Origin of the sequence: Alteromonas sp. CI.11.F.A3, from assembly GCF_032925565.1 — a bacterium.
Taxonomy (GTDB): Bacteria; Pseudomonadota; Gammaproteobacteria; order Enterobacterales; family Alteromonadaceae; genus Alteromonas.
Genome location: NZ_CP136708.1, coordinates 3072347 through 3091337, shown reverse-complemented (window position 1 = coordinate 3091337; position 18991 = coordinate 3072347). Strand labels below are relative to the sequence as shown.

General features: G+C 43.1%; 18 protein-coding genes. 8 read left to right on the top strand and 10 right to left on the bottom strand.

Annotation, left to right across the window (positions count from 1 at the left end):
* Nucleotides 1-423 precede the first annotated feature (423 nt).
* The 3 genes from R1T43_RS13305 to R1T43_RS13295 are packed head-to-tail and all read right to left on the bottom strand — an operon-like array spanning nt 424 to nt 4451.
* Nucleotides 424-2451: a DUF3488 and transglutaminase-like domain-containing protein gene (locus tag R1T43_RS13305; RefSeq protein ID WP_317349679.1), complete on the bottom strand. Its 2028-nt coding sequence runs from the start codon at nt 2449-2451 to the stop codon at nt 424-426.
* Entirely contained in the window at nt 2448-3536 is a 1089-nt protein-coding gene (locus tag R1T43_RS13300) for a DUF58 domain-containing protein (RefSeq protein WP_317349677.1), read from the bottom strand. Before R1T43_RS13300 ends, R1T43_RS13305 begins: the two co-directional genes overlap by 4 nt.
* 3 nt (nt 3537-3539) lie before the next feature.
* Entirely contained in the window at nt 3540-4451 is a 912-nt protein-coding gene (locus R1T43_RS13295; protein ID WP_317349675.1) for a MoxR family ATPase, read from the bottom strand.
* 218 nt (nt 4452-4669) lie between these two features.
* On the opposite strand from R1T43_RS13295, the gene seqA reads away from it, so the two are divergent.
* From seqA to R1T43_RS13260, 7 genes are all read left to right on the top strand, one after another.
* On the top strand, nt 4670-5407 hold the full coding sequence (seqA, locus tag R1T43_RS13290; protein WP_317349674.1) for a replication initiation negative regulator SeqA: 738 nt from the start codon (nt 4670-4672) through the stop codon (nt 5405-5407).
* Between the two features lie 27 nt (nt 5408-5434).
* Nucleotides 5435-7087, top strand: coding sequence for a phosphoglucomutase (alpha-D-glucose-1,6-bisphosphate-dependent) (gene pgm, locus R1T43_RS13285; protein WP_317349671.1), 1653 nt, complete (start codon nt 5435-5437; stop codon nt 7085-7087).
* A gap of 217 nt (nt 7088-7304) precedes the next feature.
* Entirely contained in the window at nt 7305-9782 is a 2478-nt protein-coding gene (locus R1T43_RS13280; protein ID WP_211069408.1) for a glycogen/starch/alpha-glucan phosphorylase, read from the top strand.
* Nucleotides 9783-10034: 252 nt separating this feature from the next.
* Nucleotides 10035-11336, top strand: coding sequence for a bifunctional diguanylate cyclase/phosphodiesterase (locus R1T43_RS13275; RefSeq protein WP_317349668.1), 1302 nt, complete (start codon nt 10035-10037; stop codon nt 11334-11336).
* 90 nt (nt 11337-11426) lie between these two features.
* A complete protein-coding gene (astE, locus tag R1T43_RS13270; RefSeq protein WP_317349665.1) occupies nt 11427-12464 on the top strand; it encodes a succinylglutamate desuccinylase in 1038 nt (345 codons plus the stop codon).
* A complete protein-coding gene (locus R1T43_RS13265) occupies nt 12457-12861 on the top strand; it encodes an HIT domain-containing protein (RefSeq protein ID WP_317349662.1) in 405 nt (134 codons plus the stop codon). Before astE ends, R1T43_RS13265 begins: the two co-directional genes overlap by 8 nt.
* Before the next feature lie 125 nt (nt 12862-12986).
* Nucleotides 12987-13313 (top strand): heavy metal-binding domain-containing protein, encoded by a 327-nt coding sequence (locus tag R1T43_RS13260; RefSeq protein WP_013784663.1) that lies wholly within the window; start codon nt 12987-12989, stop codon nt 13311-13313.
* A gap of 130 nt (nt 13314-13443) precedes the next feature.
* Here R1T43_RS13260 and R1T43_RS13255 read toward each other — a convergent pair whose 3' ends face one another.
* The 6 genes from R1T43_RS13255 to R1T43_RS13230 all read right to left on the bottom strand — a co-directional run bounded on the left by R1T43_RS13255 (nt 13444) and on the right by R1T43_RS13230 (nt 16825).
* Complete coding sequence (locus R1T43_RS13255; RefSeq protein ID WP_317349660.1) at nt 13444-13611, bottom strand: DUF2897 family protein; 168 nt, start codon at nt 13609-13611, stop codon at nt 13444-13446.
* 82 nt (nt 13612-13693) lie between these two features.
* A complete protein-coding gene (locus tag R1T43_RS13250) occupies nt 13694-14377 on the bottom strand; it encodes a M15 family metallopeptidase (RefSeq protein ID WP_317349659.1) in 684 nt (227 codons plus the stop codon).
* On the bottom strand, nt 14374-15507 hold the full coding sequence (dapE, locus tag R1T43_RS13245) for a succinyl-diaminopimelate desuccinylase (RefSeq protein ID WP_211069403.1): 1134 nt from the start codon (nt 15505-15507) through the stop codon (nt 14374-14376). Before dapE ends, R1T43_RS13250 begins: the two co-directional genes overlap by 4 nt.
* Nucleotides 15501-15836 (bottom strand): ArsC family reductase, encoded by a 336-nt coding sequence (locus R1T43_RS13240; RefSeq protein ID WP_317355828.1) that lies wholly within the window; start codon nt 15834-15836, stop codon nt 15501-15503. The genes dapE and R1T43_RS13240 overlap by 7 nt, the downstream gene beginning before the upstream one ends.
* A 96-nt stretch (nt 15837-15932) precedes the next feature.
* Nucleotides 15933-16436 carry a PTS glucose transporter subunit IIA gene (locus R1T43_RS13235; RefSeq protein WP_317349656.1) on the bottom strand — a complete coding sequence of 168 codons (504 nt, stop codon included), beginning with the start codon at nt 16434-16436 and terminating at the stop codon, nt 15933-15935.
* Complete coding sequence (locus R1T43_RS13230; protein WP_211069402.1) at nt 16436-16825, bottom strand: ACT domain-containing protein; 390 nt, start codon at nt 16823-16825, stop codon at nt 16436-16438. The genes R1T43_RS13235 and R1T43_RS13230 overlap by 1 nt, the downstream gene beginning before the upstream one ends.
* A 403-nt stretch (nt 16826-17228) precedes the next feature.
* On the opposite strand from R1T43_RS13230, the gene R1T43_RS13225 reads away from it, so the two are divergent.
* Nucleotides 17229-17594, top strand: coding sequence for a VOC family protein (locus R1T43_RS13225; protein ID WP_211069401.1), 366 nt, complete (start codon nt 17229-17231; stop codon nt 17592-17594).
* Between the two features lie 135 nt (nt 17595-17729).
* Here the strand turns inward: R1T43_RS13225 and hppD are convergent, their stop codons facing one another.
* Nucleotides 17730-18803: a 4-hydroxyphenylpyruvate dioxygenase gene (gene hppD / locus R1T43_RS13220; protein ID WP_211069400.1), complete on the bottom strand. Its 1074-nt coding sequence runs from the start codon at nt 18801-18803 to the stop codon at nt 17730-17732.
* Nucleotides 18804-18991 lie beyond the last annotated feature (188 nt).

Sequence of the window (18991 nt, the reverse complement as noted above, 5' to 3'; positions counted from 1 at the left end):
AATCACCCTGATTTGTAAATTATTTTAAATTAACGAGCCACATCACTGCTTTCATCGATAGAACAAACGAACAAAAAAAAACGTCCACACCATTCCCTGTTTCCAAAGAAGGTTGTGGACGTCTTTATCCAATTCGATAGATTGTGTTAGTCAGCTTACAAACCGACTCGTACTGATTAATGGTTAGCGAGAATAGTGCCAAAAAAGCGATTTTATTTTAAATTGTTTTAAATCAGTGCTTTATTGTTATTCACTTAAGCTAATGTATTGCTGGAATGATCAGAATCAAACCACAATGGTGCAAATGAAGTGCTAAGGTGCACTGAATTGGTGGATATTATACCAAATGTACTTACGCATTTTTCGCTGATCACTATAGTGAACACTAAAGCGGACACTAAAGCGGATCAACAATACACAGCGTTAATTTGGTTTTGTTCGCTTTAAGTCTTTTTGTAACGCAGCAAGTGCATCTGTCATGGTACGTTCTTTTTGCTTTTGGCTATCGCGACCACCGTCTGTGGCACCTTGATATTGTGCATGTTCAAAGTCTTGAGTAAGCGTGTTAAATAGCGATGCTGCATTTGCTGGTAAAAAAGGTTTCACTTGTTTGAAGTAGGCAGTACTTCCCTTATTTTCTCTCGCTATCTGAGTAAAATTCGACACCAACTCAACGGCGTTTAAATAAATGCGTTGATGTTTAGGCAAGGTCGACTTTCTTCTAATAGGGAAGAACAACACCAGCAAAAAAATACTCACTATTCCAATTACGCTTAGAAAGAAAAACGTCATTTTTTGAGAGGTTAAATCGCCAAGGAGTTTTTTCAATAAATCCGTTTGTGTTTGATTATCAAAACCCAGTACTAATCTACTCCACTGATAATCTAGCTGGCGAAACCATCCTCTTATCGATAAAAACAGCTCAGCAGAACCTAAATCTTTAAACATGCCTTCACTGCGGGTTTCGTTAAAATCGGCTAGTGCTTGCTCTAACCCAAAGGAAATGCGAGAGGGAGCAACCATACTGGTAGGGTCGAATGGCACCCAAACGCCGTCTATTAACGCTTCCACCCAAGCGTGGGCATCATATTGGCGAACTTGTATTACGTTATCACTTAATAATTCACCACCTTGATAACCTGTCACCATACGAGCAGGAATACCCGCAACCCGAAGGGCAAACACCATGGCGCTGGCATAGTGGGCACAAAATCCTGCCTTTGCTTCGAACATAAAGGTGTCTATAGGCGAGTTCGGCATAGCGTTAGGTTGTAGGGTGTAGCTAAATCCACCGGTTTTAAAGTGACGTAAAATATCTTCGGCAATACTTCGCTCACTTTGTACATTTGCCGTTAGCTGCTTTACCCACGCTTGGGTACGTAGGTTACTGTCTATTGGGTATTGAATATTAAGCTGATAATCAAAATCATATATCTCACTAACAAGTGGCGTATCTGGAAAATAAGTTAAATAAAACGCTCGTTTACCCACAATTGGACGTGCTGCTCTTAATGCATAATTAAACTGACGCCACATCTCAGGATTGTCTAAATCTGTGTTTTCAGCAGACACATCAAGAGAGTATAGCCAGCGCTGATTGCTGGGCTCTACAATCAACTGGTAGTTTTCTGAGGGTGTTAATGATGCCTTAGTTGAGGGCGCTGCAAGACTTCGGCCCATGGTTTTAAGCTGTGCTTCAGCTTGTTTTCGTCTTGGGCTAATGGTCCACGTTTTACCGTCAAAGGCTTCCATCGTCATGGCGCGCCAATATCGCTGTTCGGCCAAAGGTGGGCTTTGCTCAAAGGTTGCAGTGAAAGCTAAATCGGACGATCTCGCCAGTGAAGCAATATCCCCTGGCGTGACCGAGTCCGATAAACCTGTTTCATTCGATTTAGACGTCGGCATTTGCCATAAAGGCGGAAGCTGCGGCATCACTACAAATAACAATGCAGCCAAAGGAAATGCTTGCAGCAGTATTATCGCCGATTTACGCATAGACACCCTAAAACTTCTGGCGGGGGCGTATACCAATGATAAAGCAGTAAACAAAAGCACAATTACCGCGACGTAGCCTATCCACGCTTCTAACCCTAGCGCAAAAATAAAACCGCAGCCCACAAGAAATATGCAGGAGCAGAAAAGCTGTAAAAAATCTTTTGTTCTTGAAAGCAGCATAAGCTTCAATGAGCAGGCGATGACTAAGAGGTTAATCATGCTATTGAGCAAACCAATAGAAAGACCAAACCAACCTAACGCTATTAAGGACAGAACCGCTAATAAATTTACGGTGCGGCTACTTGGGTTATATTCTTGCCACCTAAAATATAATGCGCTTTGCATAATAACCGCGCATATGGCGAGCAATACCACCCAAGTTAGCAGTGGGGTAAGCAGGCTAAGCGTTAATACCATAAAGCAGGTGGCTAGCAGCATATTTGCTTTATGGTTCATTTGCTAAGCCCTTTCGAAGCGCTGTCACCTGTGGTTTGGGCTGCTAATGAGGCTGCGGCAACTGGAGTGGTGGAAGCACTGCTGACCGCAAAAGTTGTGTTGGGGTAAGTCGCCAGTGCCCTTAGGCATTGATGCATATGTGCAATAGAGTTATTGGGCGTAAAGGTTGTACTACCTAGCTTTAAACCATAGTGCACACCTTGTGATTGCATCGACACTATTTTTTGGGTTAACGCACTTAACCCTTCTTCGAGTGGTGTGTTTGGCGGTAAGCTTAAATATACGTCATCACTTTTTTGTTCACTAAACTGCTTTACCACCCAGTTTCCTGTTTTAGCGACCTGTTTCCATGCAACTCGGTTTAATGGTTCGCCTTCAATGAAATCGGTAAGGGCAAAAAAGTCCTCATTACCTTGTCGCTCATCTTCTTTACTTCCAGCAGCGTCTTGCGTGTAGTGAACCACTTCACCAAGTTTCCCAGCTTTTGGCTCTGGATATGCCATAACCTCTACGTCAAAATCTAGGTGGGTCCAGCAATTAAATAACCCGAAGGGGTAGGCGCTTTTTAACGTTAAGCGGGGAAGTTTGTGTTCACCTCTAGTATAAAGTAACACCGGAATAGAAAGTCGTTGTTCTTGATTACCAATATCAAAGGTTATTGAGGTCGTATCTTTGAGCTTCGGCAGCTTGAGCTTATGTATCTGAAGCCACTGAACCTGCAATAAACCTTCAGGTTTGGTTTTGTAGTTGGAGTGCTTAACCCGATTGAGAGTAAGGTGGGCTGTCGTGTTAGCAAAAACGGTTTTTGGCGGCGACACGCTAAGGGCAATAGCCGCAAAATTTTGATAGCTGTAAAACAACGTGAGTAACATTACGCTAAGTAACAAATAGCTTAATAGCAACATGAGGTTATTTTGATAGTTAGTGCCTAAAAGAAATAAGCACATACACATCACGATAAATCCCCAGCCAAAACGGCTCGGTAAAATAAATACCGAACGCATATTCAGTGCATGTGAAGGATTCGGCGGAATGCGTTTATCTAGCCAAGCAAGCCAAGGCTTGTGAAATACCTTTTTAAACATGGATTACGCCGCCAGCGGATCGATACTATCCAGTAAATGCTGACTTAGTGACGAGCCCGTATGTTCAGGGGTACTTGCATTAAGCCTATGCTCAGTAACGGCAATGAAAATAGCTTGCACATCATCTGGCGTAACAAAGGTTCTATCGTGTATATAAGCCCAAGCTTTAGCTGCCTGCAACAAGGCCCGGCTAGCCCGTGGCGATAATGGGGTAGGGTAGCGCCCTTGTGCTCGGCTCTCTGTCACTAATCGCAATATATAATTAATCACATCATCGCTAGCATGCACTTGGGTAACCGCATCTTGCATCGTGATCAAATCAGTCTGCGATAAACACGACACTATCTGCTGCTGGACATCGGTTGATTGTTGTAGCATAGCTTTTTCGGCTTCCCAATTAGGAAAGCCCAGCGATATACGCATAAAAAAGCGGTCTAGTTGTGATTCAGGCAGCGGATAGGTGCCAGATTGATAACCAGGGTTTTGAGTGCCAATAACAAAAAAAGGCGAAGGTAGCGCGTGGGTGGTGCCATCAATACTCACTTGGCGTTCTTCCATCGCCTCTAACAAGGCACTTTGCGTTTTAGGGCTGGCTCGGTTCAGCTCATCGGCAAGAACAACTTGGCTAAATATGGGGCCGTGTCTAAATTGAAATTCACCATTGTGACTTTGATAAACATTCACGCCAAGCATGTCTGATGGGAGCAAGTCTGACGTAAATTGGATACGCGAATACTGAAGACCGAATACGTGGGAAAGTGCGTGGGAAAGTGTGGTTTTACCCATGCCAGGTAAATCTTCAATAAGGAGATGACCATGTGCTAGTAAACACGTCACCGCGAGTTTTAGCTGTTCAGATTTGCCGATAATTTTCTGACTTAGCGCGTCATGCACTAATTGAATCTCTTTTCGCATGATAAAACGTTACCTTTTAAACCCCTTATATACTGATAGTAGCAACTAAAGTGCTGAAATAGCAGTTGGCTCCCATACAAAGGTATAAGCTTGGTTATTTAACACCTTAAAAGCATCATTTTAATGTTGGTTTTAACGAATTTAGGGCTAGGTTAGAAATAGTGCTGCGCTGTGCGTATCGGTTGTCTATAATGGGGCATCTTGTTAAGGAAGTAGTTATGAAAAGCATTGAAATAGATGATGATTTGTATGCCTTTATCGCCAGCCAAACAAAACATATAGGCGAGAGCGCATCAGAAATTTTACGTAGGCTTTTATTGCCTGAAGATGGTGAAATAAAGGGTGCAAGCAACGCCTCCCTACCTGATGAGTCAGTACAAGCTACGCCAGCACCGGTTGCAGCTGCCCCTACTGCTACCGCTTCGGCGCAAAAAGCACAAGTGAAGCCCGCCACTAAAACCGTGACGAAAGCGGCGCCCAAAACAACGGTTGCCAAAGCCGCAGCAACAAAGTCACCTGTTGCAAAATCAACAACCCCCGCCAAAGCGCCTGTTAAAAAAGACGTGACCGCGCCAGTAGTAACTGAAATAGAAAATCACAATAAAGATGATATTGTGGGTATGGTATCTAAAGATGCGTTATCGACGTTTACCAAACGTGTCGACCAGTTCTTATTTATTTTAAGTGCTGCGCATAAGCTAAATAGCGATACCTTTGAAAATGTTAAATCGATTATCGGTAAAAATCGTACCTATTTTGCTACAAACAAAGAGGCATTGTTAGAAAATGGCAGTAGTACTAACCCCAAAGCCATTCCTGATAGCCCATTTTGGGTAGTCACCAACAACAATACCGCGAAAAAAGTAAACATGCTGGAACAAGTTTTGCGTACATTAGGGTATCAGCCCGATGTCGTCGAAACGGTAGTAAGTCGATTCGCCCCAGAGGGCAAATAAACGCTTAACTTAAAATAAGGACTTTTCATGGCTTTACATCCGCAGGCTGGTAAACCAGCTGCACCTGAGCAACTGATTAATGTGGCGCAACTTGTTAGCCAATATTACAGCTACAAACCAGACGCCGCTGCCCCTACTGAAGCAGTAAGTTTTGGTACTTCAGGGCACAGAGGATCGGCGTCGAACTATACTTTTACCGATACCCATATTAGTGCAATATGCCAAGCATTAGTTGAATATCGTGAATCAGAAGGTATTACAGGCCCGCTATTTATAGGTAAAGATACCCATGCTTTGTCTGAGCCTGCCATGATCACCGCTATTGAAGTACTCAGTGCCAACGGGGTAGATGTTGTTATCCAGCGGAGCGACAACGAAAGCTTAGGCTATACACCAACGCCGGTCATTTCCCGTACTATCATTCGTTACAATCGTGAAAACGGGGCTGTTAAATCTGATGGGGTAGTCATAACCCCATCACATAATCCACCTGAAGACGGAGGTTTTAAATATAACCCTCCTCATGGTGGCCCTGCAGATAGCGACGTGACGACGAAAATTCAAAACCGCGCTAATGCGCTTATTGCCGAGGGCAATAAAGACGTTAAACGCATTGATATCCGTTCGGTTAGAGCCAGAAGTTTAGTTCGCGAAGAAGATTTCATGGAACCTTATATTGATGACCTTGCTCAGGTTATTGATATGCAGGCCATTGCTAAGGCCGGCTTGAAACTAGGTACCGATCCATTGGGTGGTGCTGGTATTGGGTACTGGTCACGTATTGCCGAGAAATACGGATTAGACATCACGGTTGTGAACCCTGCTGTCGACCCTCAGTTTGGATTTATGCGTCGTGACAAAGACGGTAAATTACGCATGGACTGTTCAAGCGCTTATGCTATGGCAGGCTTAATCGAATTAAAAGACGATTTTGACCTAGCTTGGGGTAATGATCCAGATTTCGATCGCCACGGCATTGTATGTAAAAGTGCCGGTCTGATGAACCCTAATCATTATCTAGCGGTGGCTATTCAGTACTTATATACAAACAGACCACAATGGCCAGCTTCACTGAAAATCGGTAAAACACTGGTTTCGAGCAGCATGATTGACCGCGTGGCAAATAGCTTAGATAAGCCGCTTGCCGAAATGCCCGTTGGTTTTAAATGGTTTGTTGATGGCCTATCGAACAGCAATATTGGTTTTGCAGGTGAAGAAAGTGCCGGTGGTATTTTCTTGCAACGTGATGGCGAGACTTGGGCTACCGATAAAGATGGCTTTATTCTTTGCTTACTGGCCGCTGAGATTTTGGCGGTGACCAAAAAAGATCCTGGTGAACATTATCAAACACTGACCGAACAGTTTTCGGCGCCAGTTTATAATCGCGTAGATGTCGCTGCTACCTTAGAGCAAAAGCAGAAGCTCTCTGCAATGGATGCTTCGGTAGTTACTAGTGATTCCCTAGCAGGTGAACCTATTACGGCAGTGCAAACCCATGCACCGGGTAACAATGCCGCTATTGGTGGTGTAAAGGTATCTACTGAAAATGGTTGGTTTGCAGCACGTCCATCTGGTACTGAACAAATCTACAAAATTTATGCTGAAAGCTTCAAAGGTGAAACTCACTTACAGGAATTGATTCAAGAAGCAGAAGCGTTAGTAGGTAAAATCATCAAATAAGGCTAAAAACTAACCGCCTAAAGCCTTTATTTGTTACATATAAGTTAAAAGCCGGATGAATGCATACGTTTTCATCCGGTTTTTTGTTATTTTAACAAAATTATCACAACATAATCGTTTAAGCACTGCTATATTGCTCTCATATCGTTGGTTTTTTCTGTAATTAAATTACACATTGAGTGTGCCTTTGTACACGTCAACCAGAGTGAGACGCAAAATGAATGCAAAAGCTGCCAAAACGCAAACCTCTTTACCGCTAGATAAGGCTGAATTTAAAGCCGCTATTGTTAAGCACCTTCACTGTACGCTAGGTACGGATGAAAATAAGGCTAATAACCACGCATGGTGGAAAGCCACCTGTGCTGCCATTCAGGCTCAGGTATTAGAAGGCCTTCGCAAAACCCAAAAAAGTCACTACTTCAATGATACTCGCGCAGTACACTATTTTTCTGCCGAATTCTTAATGGGCAGATTGTTGTCAAACAACCTTCAAAACTTGGGTTTATTTGACATTGCTAGTGGCGCGTTGAAAGAGTTGGGTGTTGAGATTACCGACATCATGGAAGAAGAGCCAGACATGGCGCTAGGTAATGGTGGGTTAGGGCGCTTAGCGGCGTGCTTTATCGACTCACTTGCAACGATGGAACTGCCTGCAATTGGTTATGGTATTCACTATGAGCATGGACTTTTTCGTCAAGAAATTAAGAGTGGCGCTCAGATAGAACGCCCTGATAGCTGGCGCGATTACGGTAATCCGTGGGAAATCTGCCGCCCAGAATCAATTCAAGAAGTGCCTCTATTTGGTTATGTAGAAACCAAGTATGGCGAAAGCGGCCGTATTCAAAAAGAGTGGCATCCTGGCTCGATTGTAAAAGGTATCCCTTGGGATATTCCTGTTGTTGGATATGAAGGCAAAACCGTAAACGTGTTGCGTTTATGGCAGTCAGACTCTTCTGATTACTTCAACTGGGATGTATTTAACGCCGGTGGTTACGTAGATGCACAGCGAGAAAACGTGCAAGCGGAAACCATTTCAAAAGTGCTTTATCCAAACGATGAAACCGAAGCGGGTAAAGAGCTTCGCTTGATTCAACAGTATTTCTTCTGTTCATGTTCGTTGAAAGATATTATTCGCCGTTATAAACGTGCACATGGTGATGACTGGAGCCGTTTTGCTGATCAGGTAGTCATTCAATTAAATGATACTCACCCAGCCATCGCAATCCCTGAGCTTATGCGTATCTTAGTTGACCGCGCGGAATTAGATTGGGATCAAGCATGGGGCATAAGCACGAAAGTGTTTGCTTACACCAACCATACCTTGTTGCCTGAGGCGCTAGAAAAGTGGCCTGCTCGTATGATTGAAAAAATCCTACCGCGCCATTTGGAAATCATCTATGAAATTAACCATAGATTTATGGCTGAGGTAGATAAGAAATGGCCAAGCGATAACCGCATTAAAGCGAAGCTTTCTATTATTGAAGAAGGCAACGAGAAAATGGTACGTATGGGCCATTTATCGGTTATCGGTTCATTTGCGGTTAACGGCGTAGCTGAAATGCATTCTCGCCTAGTTAAGTCTGATTTGTTCCCAGAGTTCGATGCGCTATGGCCGGGTAAATTAACTAACGTAACGAACGGTATTACACCACGCCGTTGGTTGAAAGCGTGTAACCCAGAGCTTTCTAAATTAATTGATAAGAAAATTGGCACCGACTGGCCAAAAGACTTATACAAACTTGAGGCGCTAGAAAAGTACGCCGACAACAAGACGTTCCAAAAGCAATTCATGCAAGTGAAGCTGAATAACAAGCAGTTACTTGCTGATGAAATTCGCGAGTCGTTAGACATCGAAGTAGACGTAAACGCTATTTTCGATGTGCAAATTAAGCGCTTGCACGAGTACAAGCGACAGCACCTGAACTTGCTTCACATTATGGCTTTGTATCGCCGTCTATTAGAAAACCCTGATTACGATATGGTACCTCGCGTATTCATATTTGGTGCGAAAGCGGCTCCGGGATACAAATTAGCGAAAGATATTATTTACGCCATCAATAAAGTGGCTGATAAAATCAATAATGACCCGCGTGTAAATAACAAGATTAAAGTCGTGTTCTTGCCGAACTATCGCGTGTCTCTTGCTGAGAAAATGATTCCGGCATCTGATGTATCTGAGCAAATCAGTACCGCGGGTAAAGAAGCGTCAGGAACCGGTAACATGAAGTTAGCACTTAACGGCGCTATTACCGTAGGTACGCTAGATGGTGCTAACGTTGAGATTGCTGAAGAAGTCGGCGATGACAACATCTTTATCTTCGGCCTAACCGTTGAAGAGGTGCACGAACAGCAAGAGAAAGGCTACAAGCCTTACGATTACTATTATCGCGACCCTGAAATTAAAGCGGTATTAGATTGGCTTGAAACGGATTACTTCACGCCAGGCAAGCCAGGTGCGTTAGTATCGATTAAGCAAAGCTTGTTAGATCATGGTGACCAATACATGGTGCTAGCTGACTTCCGCAGCTACTGTGATGCACAAATCGCTATTGATGAAGCGTATCGCGATAAAGCGCGGTGGGCTAAAATGGCGATTATTAATACCGCTAAAATGGGTAAGTTTACCTCAGACCGTTCAATCAAAGATTATGTAGAACGTATTTGGAAACTTTCACCGTGCAAGATAGAAAACTAGTCTCAACTAGTCTCTGAAAAAAGCCCAGAAATGCTATGCTTTCTGGGCTTTTTGTCGTGGTATGTTAATCAGGTCAAAGCAAAAAATAAATTAAAATCAATACGTAGTCAGATCATAAGAAAAAAGGCCTACGATTTATAATTAAGTATGGACTTATATACTTAGCGGCCGTTGCGCTTAGTGATAAGTCATGTTGAACTACCATTTGCCAATTTTTAGTACCTAGCCGCCGTTTAGTGCAAGGAATCTGTCATGAGCCAACATCATAAGTCGCTGGCTACACTTCCCAATCGATTTGCGTTTATCGATACCATTTCGAAGTGTGGTGTATTACATCCGTCGTTATCACTAATGCTGGTAGATGTGGTCCGTTTTTCAGATGTCACGACCAGTTTGGGGATTAATATTGGCGATAGATTTCTGCTAGAAATTGCTAATCGTATTCATTCCCTATTTGGTGCAGATATTGGCCTAGGAAGAATAAGCGGTGATGTGTTCGGTATTGCGTTTCCTGGTATGCGCAGTCCCAGCCAAATGCGCGACATGTTCGAACGGTTGGTAGAACATTTCAAAACCCCCATGCATCACGACGGCCATGCATTCATTGCCGATTTTAATGTAGGTGTAGTGACATCAGATAGCCAAGCCTTCGAAATTACAGCATTTGTATCTCGCGGAGAGGCTGCATTAAAGCAAGCTAAAGAAAATAAGTACGAAAATTTCTGTCTGTACAGTATGCAAGATACAACAGACACAGGTCGAAGCCTTGCATTAAAAGCCGATTTGAAACGCGCTTTGTCGCAAAATGAATTAGAGCTCTACTATCAGCCTAAAGTAAATTTGCAAACCCTTGAAGTCATTGGCGCAGAGTGCCTACTTCGCTGGAATCATCCGTTAGACGGTGTGTTATTTCCAGGCCCACTTATTGAAGCGGCAGAGTCGTATAACATGATGAATGAGCTGGGCTATTGGACGTTAGAGCATGCGTTTAGAAGCTTAGTTGATTTTGATTTTCACCGTTTATCGCTAACCTTATCCGTTAATATTTCGCCTACTCAATTGTATGATAATCATCTGATCCCCTCGTTAAAGATGCTCAGTAAATCGTACGCCATGCCGCTTACACGCATAGAGTTAGAATTAACGGAAGACGTGGCCTTGTCTAATTCACTTATGGTGAAAAAGCAGCTCGATGAGTTACGAGCGTTAGGGGTCGCTATTTCAGTAGATGATTTTGGTAAGGGATATTCAAACTTAGCTTATATACGCGATCTTGATTTAAGTGCCCTTAAAATAGACAAAACGTTTGTCATAGAATTAGCTAAACATCCTGTAAATCGAGCCATTATCGAAGCTGCCAAAGTCATCGGAAAAGCCAAGAACTGCGATGTAATCGCCGAGGGCGTGGAAACTATTGCTCAACTACACATTCTTCGAGAGGTAGGTGTATCCATAGGGCAAGGTTATTTGTTTTCAAAAGCCATTCCATTGAATGATTTTATTGAGTTGGCGCAGCAAGAAATTATTGTCGGTAACTCTCCTTTACGTGCGTAAATAAAATACCTTCTGCTAACTGTGGCAATACGTGCATTAGCCTGACCAAATCGCTAAACTAGTGCTATTCAAGCTATTATTGGTTTATGTATGCAGCAACTTATCGAACAAGAGAATTTTCTTTCTTTGTCTAGAACTCAACCTGAGTTATTTACCTCTCCAATTCAATTTTCATTAGACAATGGTACTGACGTTGCTATTACCGCGCCGGGTATTATCGCCTTTACGCCACGAGCAAAAACGTCGGTAAATAAACACGTTGTGTTATCAAGTGGTGTTCATGGAAATGAAACCGCCCCTATCGAAATATGCGACGAGCTGGTACAGCATATTTTTACCGGTAAAATAACGCTTAGTCATCGTGTACTTTTTCTTTTCGGTAATTTACCCGCCATGGATATTGCTGAAAGGTTCGTAGAAGAAAACATGAACCGATTGTTTAATGGTGCACACTCTAAAGGTGAAGGTTGTAACAATAGCGAGCGCATACGGGCTAAAGCGCTAGAAGATGCGATAACCGATTTCTTTGCTGTGGCACGTCCTGGCGACGAGAAATATCACTACGACTTACATACGGCTATTCGAGAGTCTAAAAATGAAAAGTTTGCGGTGTATCCGTATTTACATGGCAAAGCGCACAGTAAAAGCCAGCTTGGATTTTTAGCCGCGTGCGGTATTCAAACTATCTTGTTATCTGAGTCAGCGACCACAACGTTTAGTTACTCTTCTTCTGTGCAGCATCACGCGCATGCCTTTACCGTTGAATTAGGTAAAGTGCAGCCATTTGGTCAAAACGACATGAGCCGTTTTGAAGCAGCAAAACAATCCATTACTGCACTTATTTGTAACGATGACTTTAGACCCGAGGTTGATATAGACTCGCTAGATATTTATCGGGTGAATCAAGTTATCAATCGCCATCAAGACGATTTTACGTTGCATTTCGATGACGATACGCCTAATTTTACGGATTATGCGAAAGACACGGTATTGGCTACTGAAACTGGTGCTACCTACACGGCACAGCAAGACGGAGAAGCGATAGTGTTTCCTAATGCGAATGTGGCAATAGGGCAACGCGCTTTATTAACAGTGGTACCCACAAAGTTGGAGAAACTCAGTGTTTAAGTTAGATACAAGGCTAGAGGCTGATACGATTTTCATTCACGATTTGCCCCTTTGTCGGGTATTGCTCATGAATGATAGCCAGTTTCCATGGTTAATATTAGTGCCTCGTGTAGATGGGGTAACTGAAATCATTGAATTATCAGACGAGCAACAGCAGCAATTTTTAAAAGAATCAGCACAGGTAAGTCGTTCATTACAAACTCAGTTTTCACCTGATAAATTAAATATAGCGGCGCTTGGTAATGTGGTGAGTCAGTTGCACATTCACCATGTTGCACGGTATAAAAGTGATATCGCATGGCCAAAGCCAATTTGGGGCGCGCAAGCTGTTGTGGCTTACCCTGACGATAAAGCGACTGAATTGGTTGATGCGCTGAAACAGGCATTATCTAAATAGGCTAGGGTAAACGTGTACAGGTCAATTGTGTGCTAGGTGGCTAGCACTTCTGTGAATAATTCATGGTCTACTAAAAGACCAAAATATAAACGCAATTTTCATAATAACTTAGCAAGGAGCAACCCATGATAATTTCAACTACGCCTACTTTAGAAGGCCAAAAGATTGAAGCCTACTATGGCATTGTGGTTGGCGAGGCCGTAATGGGCGCTAACATAGTAAAAGATTTATTTGCCTCAATTCGCGATATTGTAGGTGGTCGTTCTGGTTCTTATGAAGAAGAGTTAACCCGAGCGAGAAAACTGGCGTTTACTGAACTTGAACACGAAGCTAGAAGCATGGGAGCAAATGCGGTTGTGGGAATAGATCTTGATTACCAAGTTATCGGGGATAAGGGCAGTATGTTGATGGTGAGTATTAGTGGTACTGCAGTAAAAACATCGCCGCTTTAAAAAGCCGTTAGGCTAAAACGATTCTACGTTCTGATTCGTTTTAGCCCAGACCCGAGTTCAAGCCCAAACTCTAGTTCAAGTCCGGTGTACGAAAATTGAATATGGGGCACTTTTCAGCAGGGCGACTGTTTTACCAGTCGTCCTCTTCATCTTCAAACCCATTCTTCTGTTGTTTATCGTCGTTCTTTTTAAGCGGCGTTGGGAATTTAAATTTAGCACTGTATTTTAACAGCGTAATATTGCCAACGACCACGCCCAATACAATAACGATAATAATGACGACCCAAAGCGTATTCATCCCTGTCTCCATTAGTTATTCTTGCTTAAACTTCTTGTACGCGCTTCTACACACTGTGATGTGTTTGCAGCTATGTATGAGCTTATTCCTCCCACGCTGTGCCACGATTTAACACATAGCGACAGTAAATCTCTTCAATATGCTCAAGCACAACGGCTTTACCTTCAATACCACTGCGCTCAATCACACTAGTCAGTGCTGCTAGGGAAAGCGCTTGTTCAAATTCAGTGGCAACGCCCTGATGACTCAGATGCCAAAGCTCACACGCCACGCCTCCTTTGTTTTCACTAAACGGGCGGAAGAAGCCAAAAGTGCGCATGTTCGCTTCAAGCCACTTAGCCAATGCAAAGCAAGGCCCACCTTCACGGTATTCACTGTCAACCAATGAAAATTTACCGTCCCATTGTTCAACCGCGTGCTTGTCATAAACATCAAAATCACTACCCCAGTGATGACGACTACCGCCAGGCAACGCTGACCACTTCAGTATTGCATGTAGTTTTTCTACGTCCGATAACGTATTCGGGTTTAATGCGGTACCCTTGCTATCCAATAGCGCCGCTTCGCCGCGCCATTTTCTATTCCAAATAGCGCACTGTTTATCAAACTGACGAAAGCTGCTCACTAAGCATAAATCTATACCATCATCACGGGCAGCTTGTTGCATATTAACAAAGGCAGGTAGCACGTTAGCATGCAAGGAATGTCCATTTCCTGCATCAACAAGGTGAGGATTGTCTTGCCCTAACCAGATAGCGGGGTTCATGCGAGTAGATTAACCAAAATACCGTAGTACATGTCGCTTAAAGACTCTAAGTCGCTCATTTTCACGCATTCATCTATTTTATGAATGGTGGCATTCACTGGCCCTAACTCAATAACTTGTGCCCCCGTAGGCGCAATAAAACGGCCATCAGATGTGCCGCCTGCGGTAGACAAAATAGTGGGTTTACCACGTACATCAGCAATCGCTTTTTCGGTGGCAGTTAATAGTGGGCCCGAGTCGGTTAAAAAAGGCTGGCCGTTAAACGTCCACTTTATGTCGTAATCAAGTTCGTGTTTATCCAAGATAGTCGTAACACGCTTAATCAGTTCTTGATCTGTTACTTCGGTTGAAAACCGGAAGTTGAAGCACACATGAAGTTCGCCAGGAATAACATTACCTGCACCTGTACCGCCATTAATGTTTGAAATTTGAAAGCTGGTGGGGGGGAAAAACTCGTTGCCATTATCCCAATGAGATTGCGCTAATTCAGTTAATGCCGGAGTAGCACAATGAACGGGGTTTTTAGCTAAATGTGGGTAAGCAACATGACCTTGAATACCTTTAACAGTGAGATCGCCAGTTAATGATCCACGACGGCCATTTTTGACAATATCGCCCACTTCATCCGTAGAAGATGGTTCGCCCACTAAGCACCAAGTAATTTTCTCATTGCGCGCTTCAAGGGTATCAATGACACGTGTAGTACCGTTAATAAACGGCCCTTCTTCGTCACTAGTAATAAGGTAGGCAATACTTCCTTTATGATCGGGATAATCGGCCACGAATTGGCGGGTTGCCACTAACATTGCCGCTAAGCTACCCTTCATATCGGCAGCACCACGGCCATGTAAATAGCCATCTACTTCAGTAGCCGTAAAAGGCGGAGTTTTCCATGCGCTCTCTGGGCCACTAGGCACCACGTCGGTGTGACCAGCAAAGCAAAAAACTGGGCCTTCGGTACCACGACGAGACCAAAGGTTGGTGGTATCGTCAAACACCATGGTTTCATTGTTAAACCCTAAGGTACCTAAGAAGTCTTTCATGGCTTCTTGGCAGCCCTCATCTTCAGGGGTAACCGAACGCCTGTTCATTAAGTTTTTAGCAATGTCTATTACGTTATCGTTTAACAAAATATTTCCTCATACTGCGCAGGTTTAAAGCCAATGTGATACGTGCCGTTATGATTCAAAACAGGGCGCTTCACCATCGCAGGGTGTTCCAGTAACAAAGCAAGGGCTTTTTCGCGGGTGATATCTGTTTTATCACTGTCATCAAGTTGGCGAAAGGTAGTCCCACGTTTGTTCAACATCACTTCATAGCCAAGGTTGGCTTCAGCGTCGGCAAGAAATTCAGCGTCTATGCCGTCTTTTCTATAGTCGTGAAAAGTAAATTCGATGTTGTTCTCAGCTAACCATTTCTTAGCTTTTTTAATCGTGTCGCAATTTGCGATGCCATACATTGTTGTACTCAAAAGGATACTCCGTTACAGCGTGAAGTTAGAATAGGTGCATAATAAGCGCGTTATTATACATTTTCAAAAAGGGTTCGAATTTGCCTAAATATACAGGGTTAACAGTGTGTCGCTACCCGCATCAACAAATTTTTGATGCGTAGGTAGAACACCTAACAAGGCTTTGGCATTTAATAGGGTCATTATACAAATATTTTCCACGCCTTGTTGTTTTAGCCACGCAGAATTTACACTAAATAACATCGCACCGGCTTTAATCTGCTGGCCTTGTTTTAACGGAGTTAAAAACTGCGCCCCGCACAGCATTTGGGTGTGTAAGCCATATTTGATTCGACATTTAAGCCCAAAAGAAGATTTAATTTCAAATGAATAGTCGAGGGGATCTATTTTCATTACAGTTGCATTAAAGGGGGATACCACTTTACTTGAAGCTGTAACAAGCGCTAAACCCGGCCCCCATGCACCAACATTTATTAAGTCATCATTAACGTGTTGCAGTAAAACACATTGCCCTGAAACCGGTGATGCAATAGGAATGGCTTTTTTAAATTGCTCAGGAGGCGCGGTGAGTTGCTTTTCTATCAACACTACTTGCCCTCAAGAACCGTATAGCCTGCATTTTTTAATGCCTTTGTTGCATCAGCAAGTTTATTATCTTTCACAAGGAAAAAGTCGGTTTCGAAGGTTGATACAACAAAGATAGAGACTTTTACTGCGGCAAGCACCGCGCCTATCTGTGCCATAATACCTACCATAGATAAATGCAACGGGCCGAGCAGTTCAAGTGCTCGCCAGCCTTCATCAGAATCGAGTGAATCTACATCTAGGTTTGAAGGGATAACAATAGACAGTTCATCTTCTGTTTTGCCCAAGAAAAATAGTGGGCTTTGAAGTACATTTGCAGGAATGGCACTGTCACCATCTAGGCTGTGGATCGTAAATTGTTGGGGGCGTACAGCGAGTGTTTGTTTTGGCATGAATAACCGGAAAAAAAGGTTTCAATCAAAGTATCCACATTAAAACACTATCTGTGGTTAAGTGCTACGTGTTATCCACTTAATCTGTGGATAAGTTTGTTGAGTAGTTTGGGGCTTTTGTTTAACCGCATGAATTTAAACAATAAAATAAACTGTACAAACAATAGCCAGTGGATAACATTTACCTATTCACAAGCATTTTCCACAGCCTCTGTCTATACATATTTAAAAATTGTTCTGCTTATTTTGCAATTTCTTGTCTTGACACTGCTATCTTTTATCCAACGTAATAAACGCGATCACTACGTGGTTTATTATCAATGAGTGTGCAACTATCAATGAATAATAAGTAAAAATACTGGCTCGCTAGTCTTAGAGCACAAAACCTCAAAAGGGGAATGAAATGAGCGATAGTTTATGGATGGATATCACCACCGATGACGCTGACCAATTAGCTGATTTTTACGTCAATGTAATGGGGTGGAAAAAAGAAGCCTTCGACATGGGTGGCTACAACGATTATGTCATGATGAAAGAAGATGGTATCCCTGCTGGTGGCATATGTCATAAGCGAGGCTGCAATAGCAATATTCCTGGTGGTTGGGTGCCGTATTTCACGGTAGCCGAATTAGACGCAGCATTAGCCGCATCTAAAAGCGCTGGTGGGGAACAAATTGGAGACATTCGTCACCATGGCACTTCACGTTTTTGCATTATCAAAGACCCATCAGGGGCGTATTGTGCGCTTTATGAACAAGGCGCAGATTGATAAACGTATGGCAAGGATCGCGCAGGAATAAAATAAAGATATTGTAAGAATATACAGGATGGTGTCAGCCTGTAGCTAAGGGGGCTGACACCACTAACGCCATTATATGTAAATCGGTAAGGAAGCGTTGGGCTACTACTTACTTAACACACCGCGATTTACCTGATCCCGTTCAATCGATTCAAATAACGCTTTAAAGTTGCCTTCGCCAAATCCATCATCTTCTTTGCGCTGAATAAACTCGAAAAATACTGGGCCAAAAACCGTTTCTGAGAAAATTTGCAGTAACAAACGAGGAGACTCGCCCTCAGTGGTACCGTCTAGCAGAATACCTCGCTGTTTGAATTCGCCAACAGGCTCACCGTGACCGGGTAACCGTTCCTCTAACATGTCGTAGTAGGTATCAGGTGGCGGCGTCATAAACTTCATGCCCTTGGCCTTAAGTTTATCTAAGCAGCTTATAAGGTCGTCACAAGCAAAGGCAATATGCTGAATACCTTCACCATTATATTGCATTAAGAATTCTTCAATTTGACCGCCACCGCCAACCGCTTCTTCATTGAGTGGAATACGAATTTTTCCATCAGGCGCAGTCATGGCTTTTGACAGTAGCCCAGTGTACTCACCCTTAATGTCAAAGTAGCGAATTTCGCGAAAGTTAAATAACGATTCGTAGAATTTTGCCCAATGGTTCATTCGCCCGCGATACACATTGTGGGTAAGGTGATCTAGCGTATGGAAACCACAACCTATAGGATGTCTGTCTACACCTTCAATCCAGGTAAAATCGATGTCGTAAATGGTGTTTTCGCCTTGATAGCGATCAATTAAATAAAGCATCGCACCACCAATGCCTCTAATTGCTGGCAATTTCAGTTCCATAGGACCTGTGTGGGTGTCCATTGGCTGTGCGCCACGCTTTAGTACTTCAGAGTACGCGTGCTGAGAGTCTTTAACACGAAAGGCCATGCCACACGCTGAAGGGCCGTGCTCTTCGGCATAGTAAGAAGCGTGACAGTTTTTTTCATAATTACTTAAAAGGTTAATATCGCCTTGGCGCCACAGCTCTACATCTTTTGATTTGTGCCTTGCTACACGAGTAAACCCCATAGCTTCAAACATAGGCTCCAATAAACCTTTTTTCGGCGCGGTAAATTCTAAAAACTCAAAACCATCTAACCCAATTGGATTTTCAAATACGTCTGCCATTTTCTTTCTCGCTTACTGAAGTCAGAGCCTTTGCGTTAGTTAAGTCGTTTTTGTTATTGAACCCATGCAAAGGCGGATATAAATAGAAGATTTGATTGTAATGGCGAGGTAAATATAAGGGCAATAGACTGTTAAAACATGACGCGAGGTGCTGTTGTATATTCAGTGTAACGATTAGTTTTCAGTTG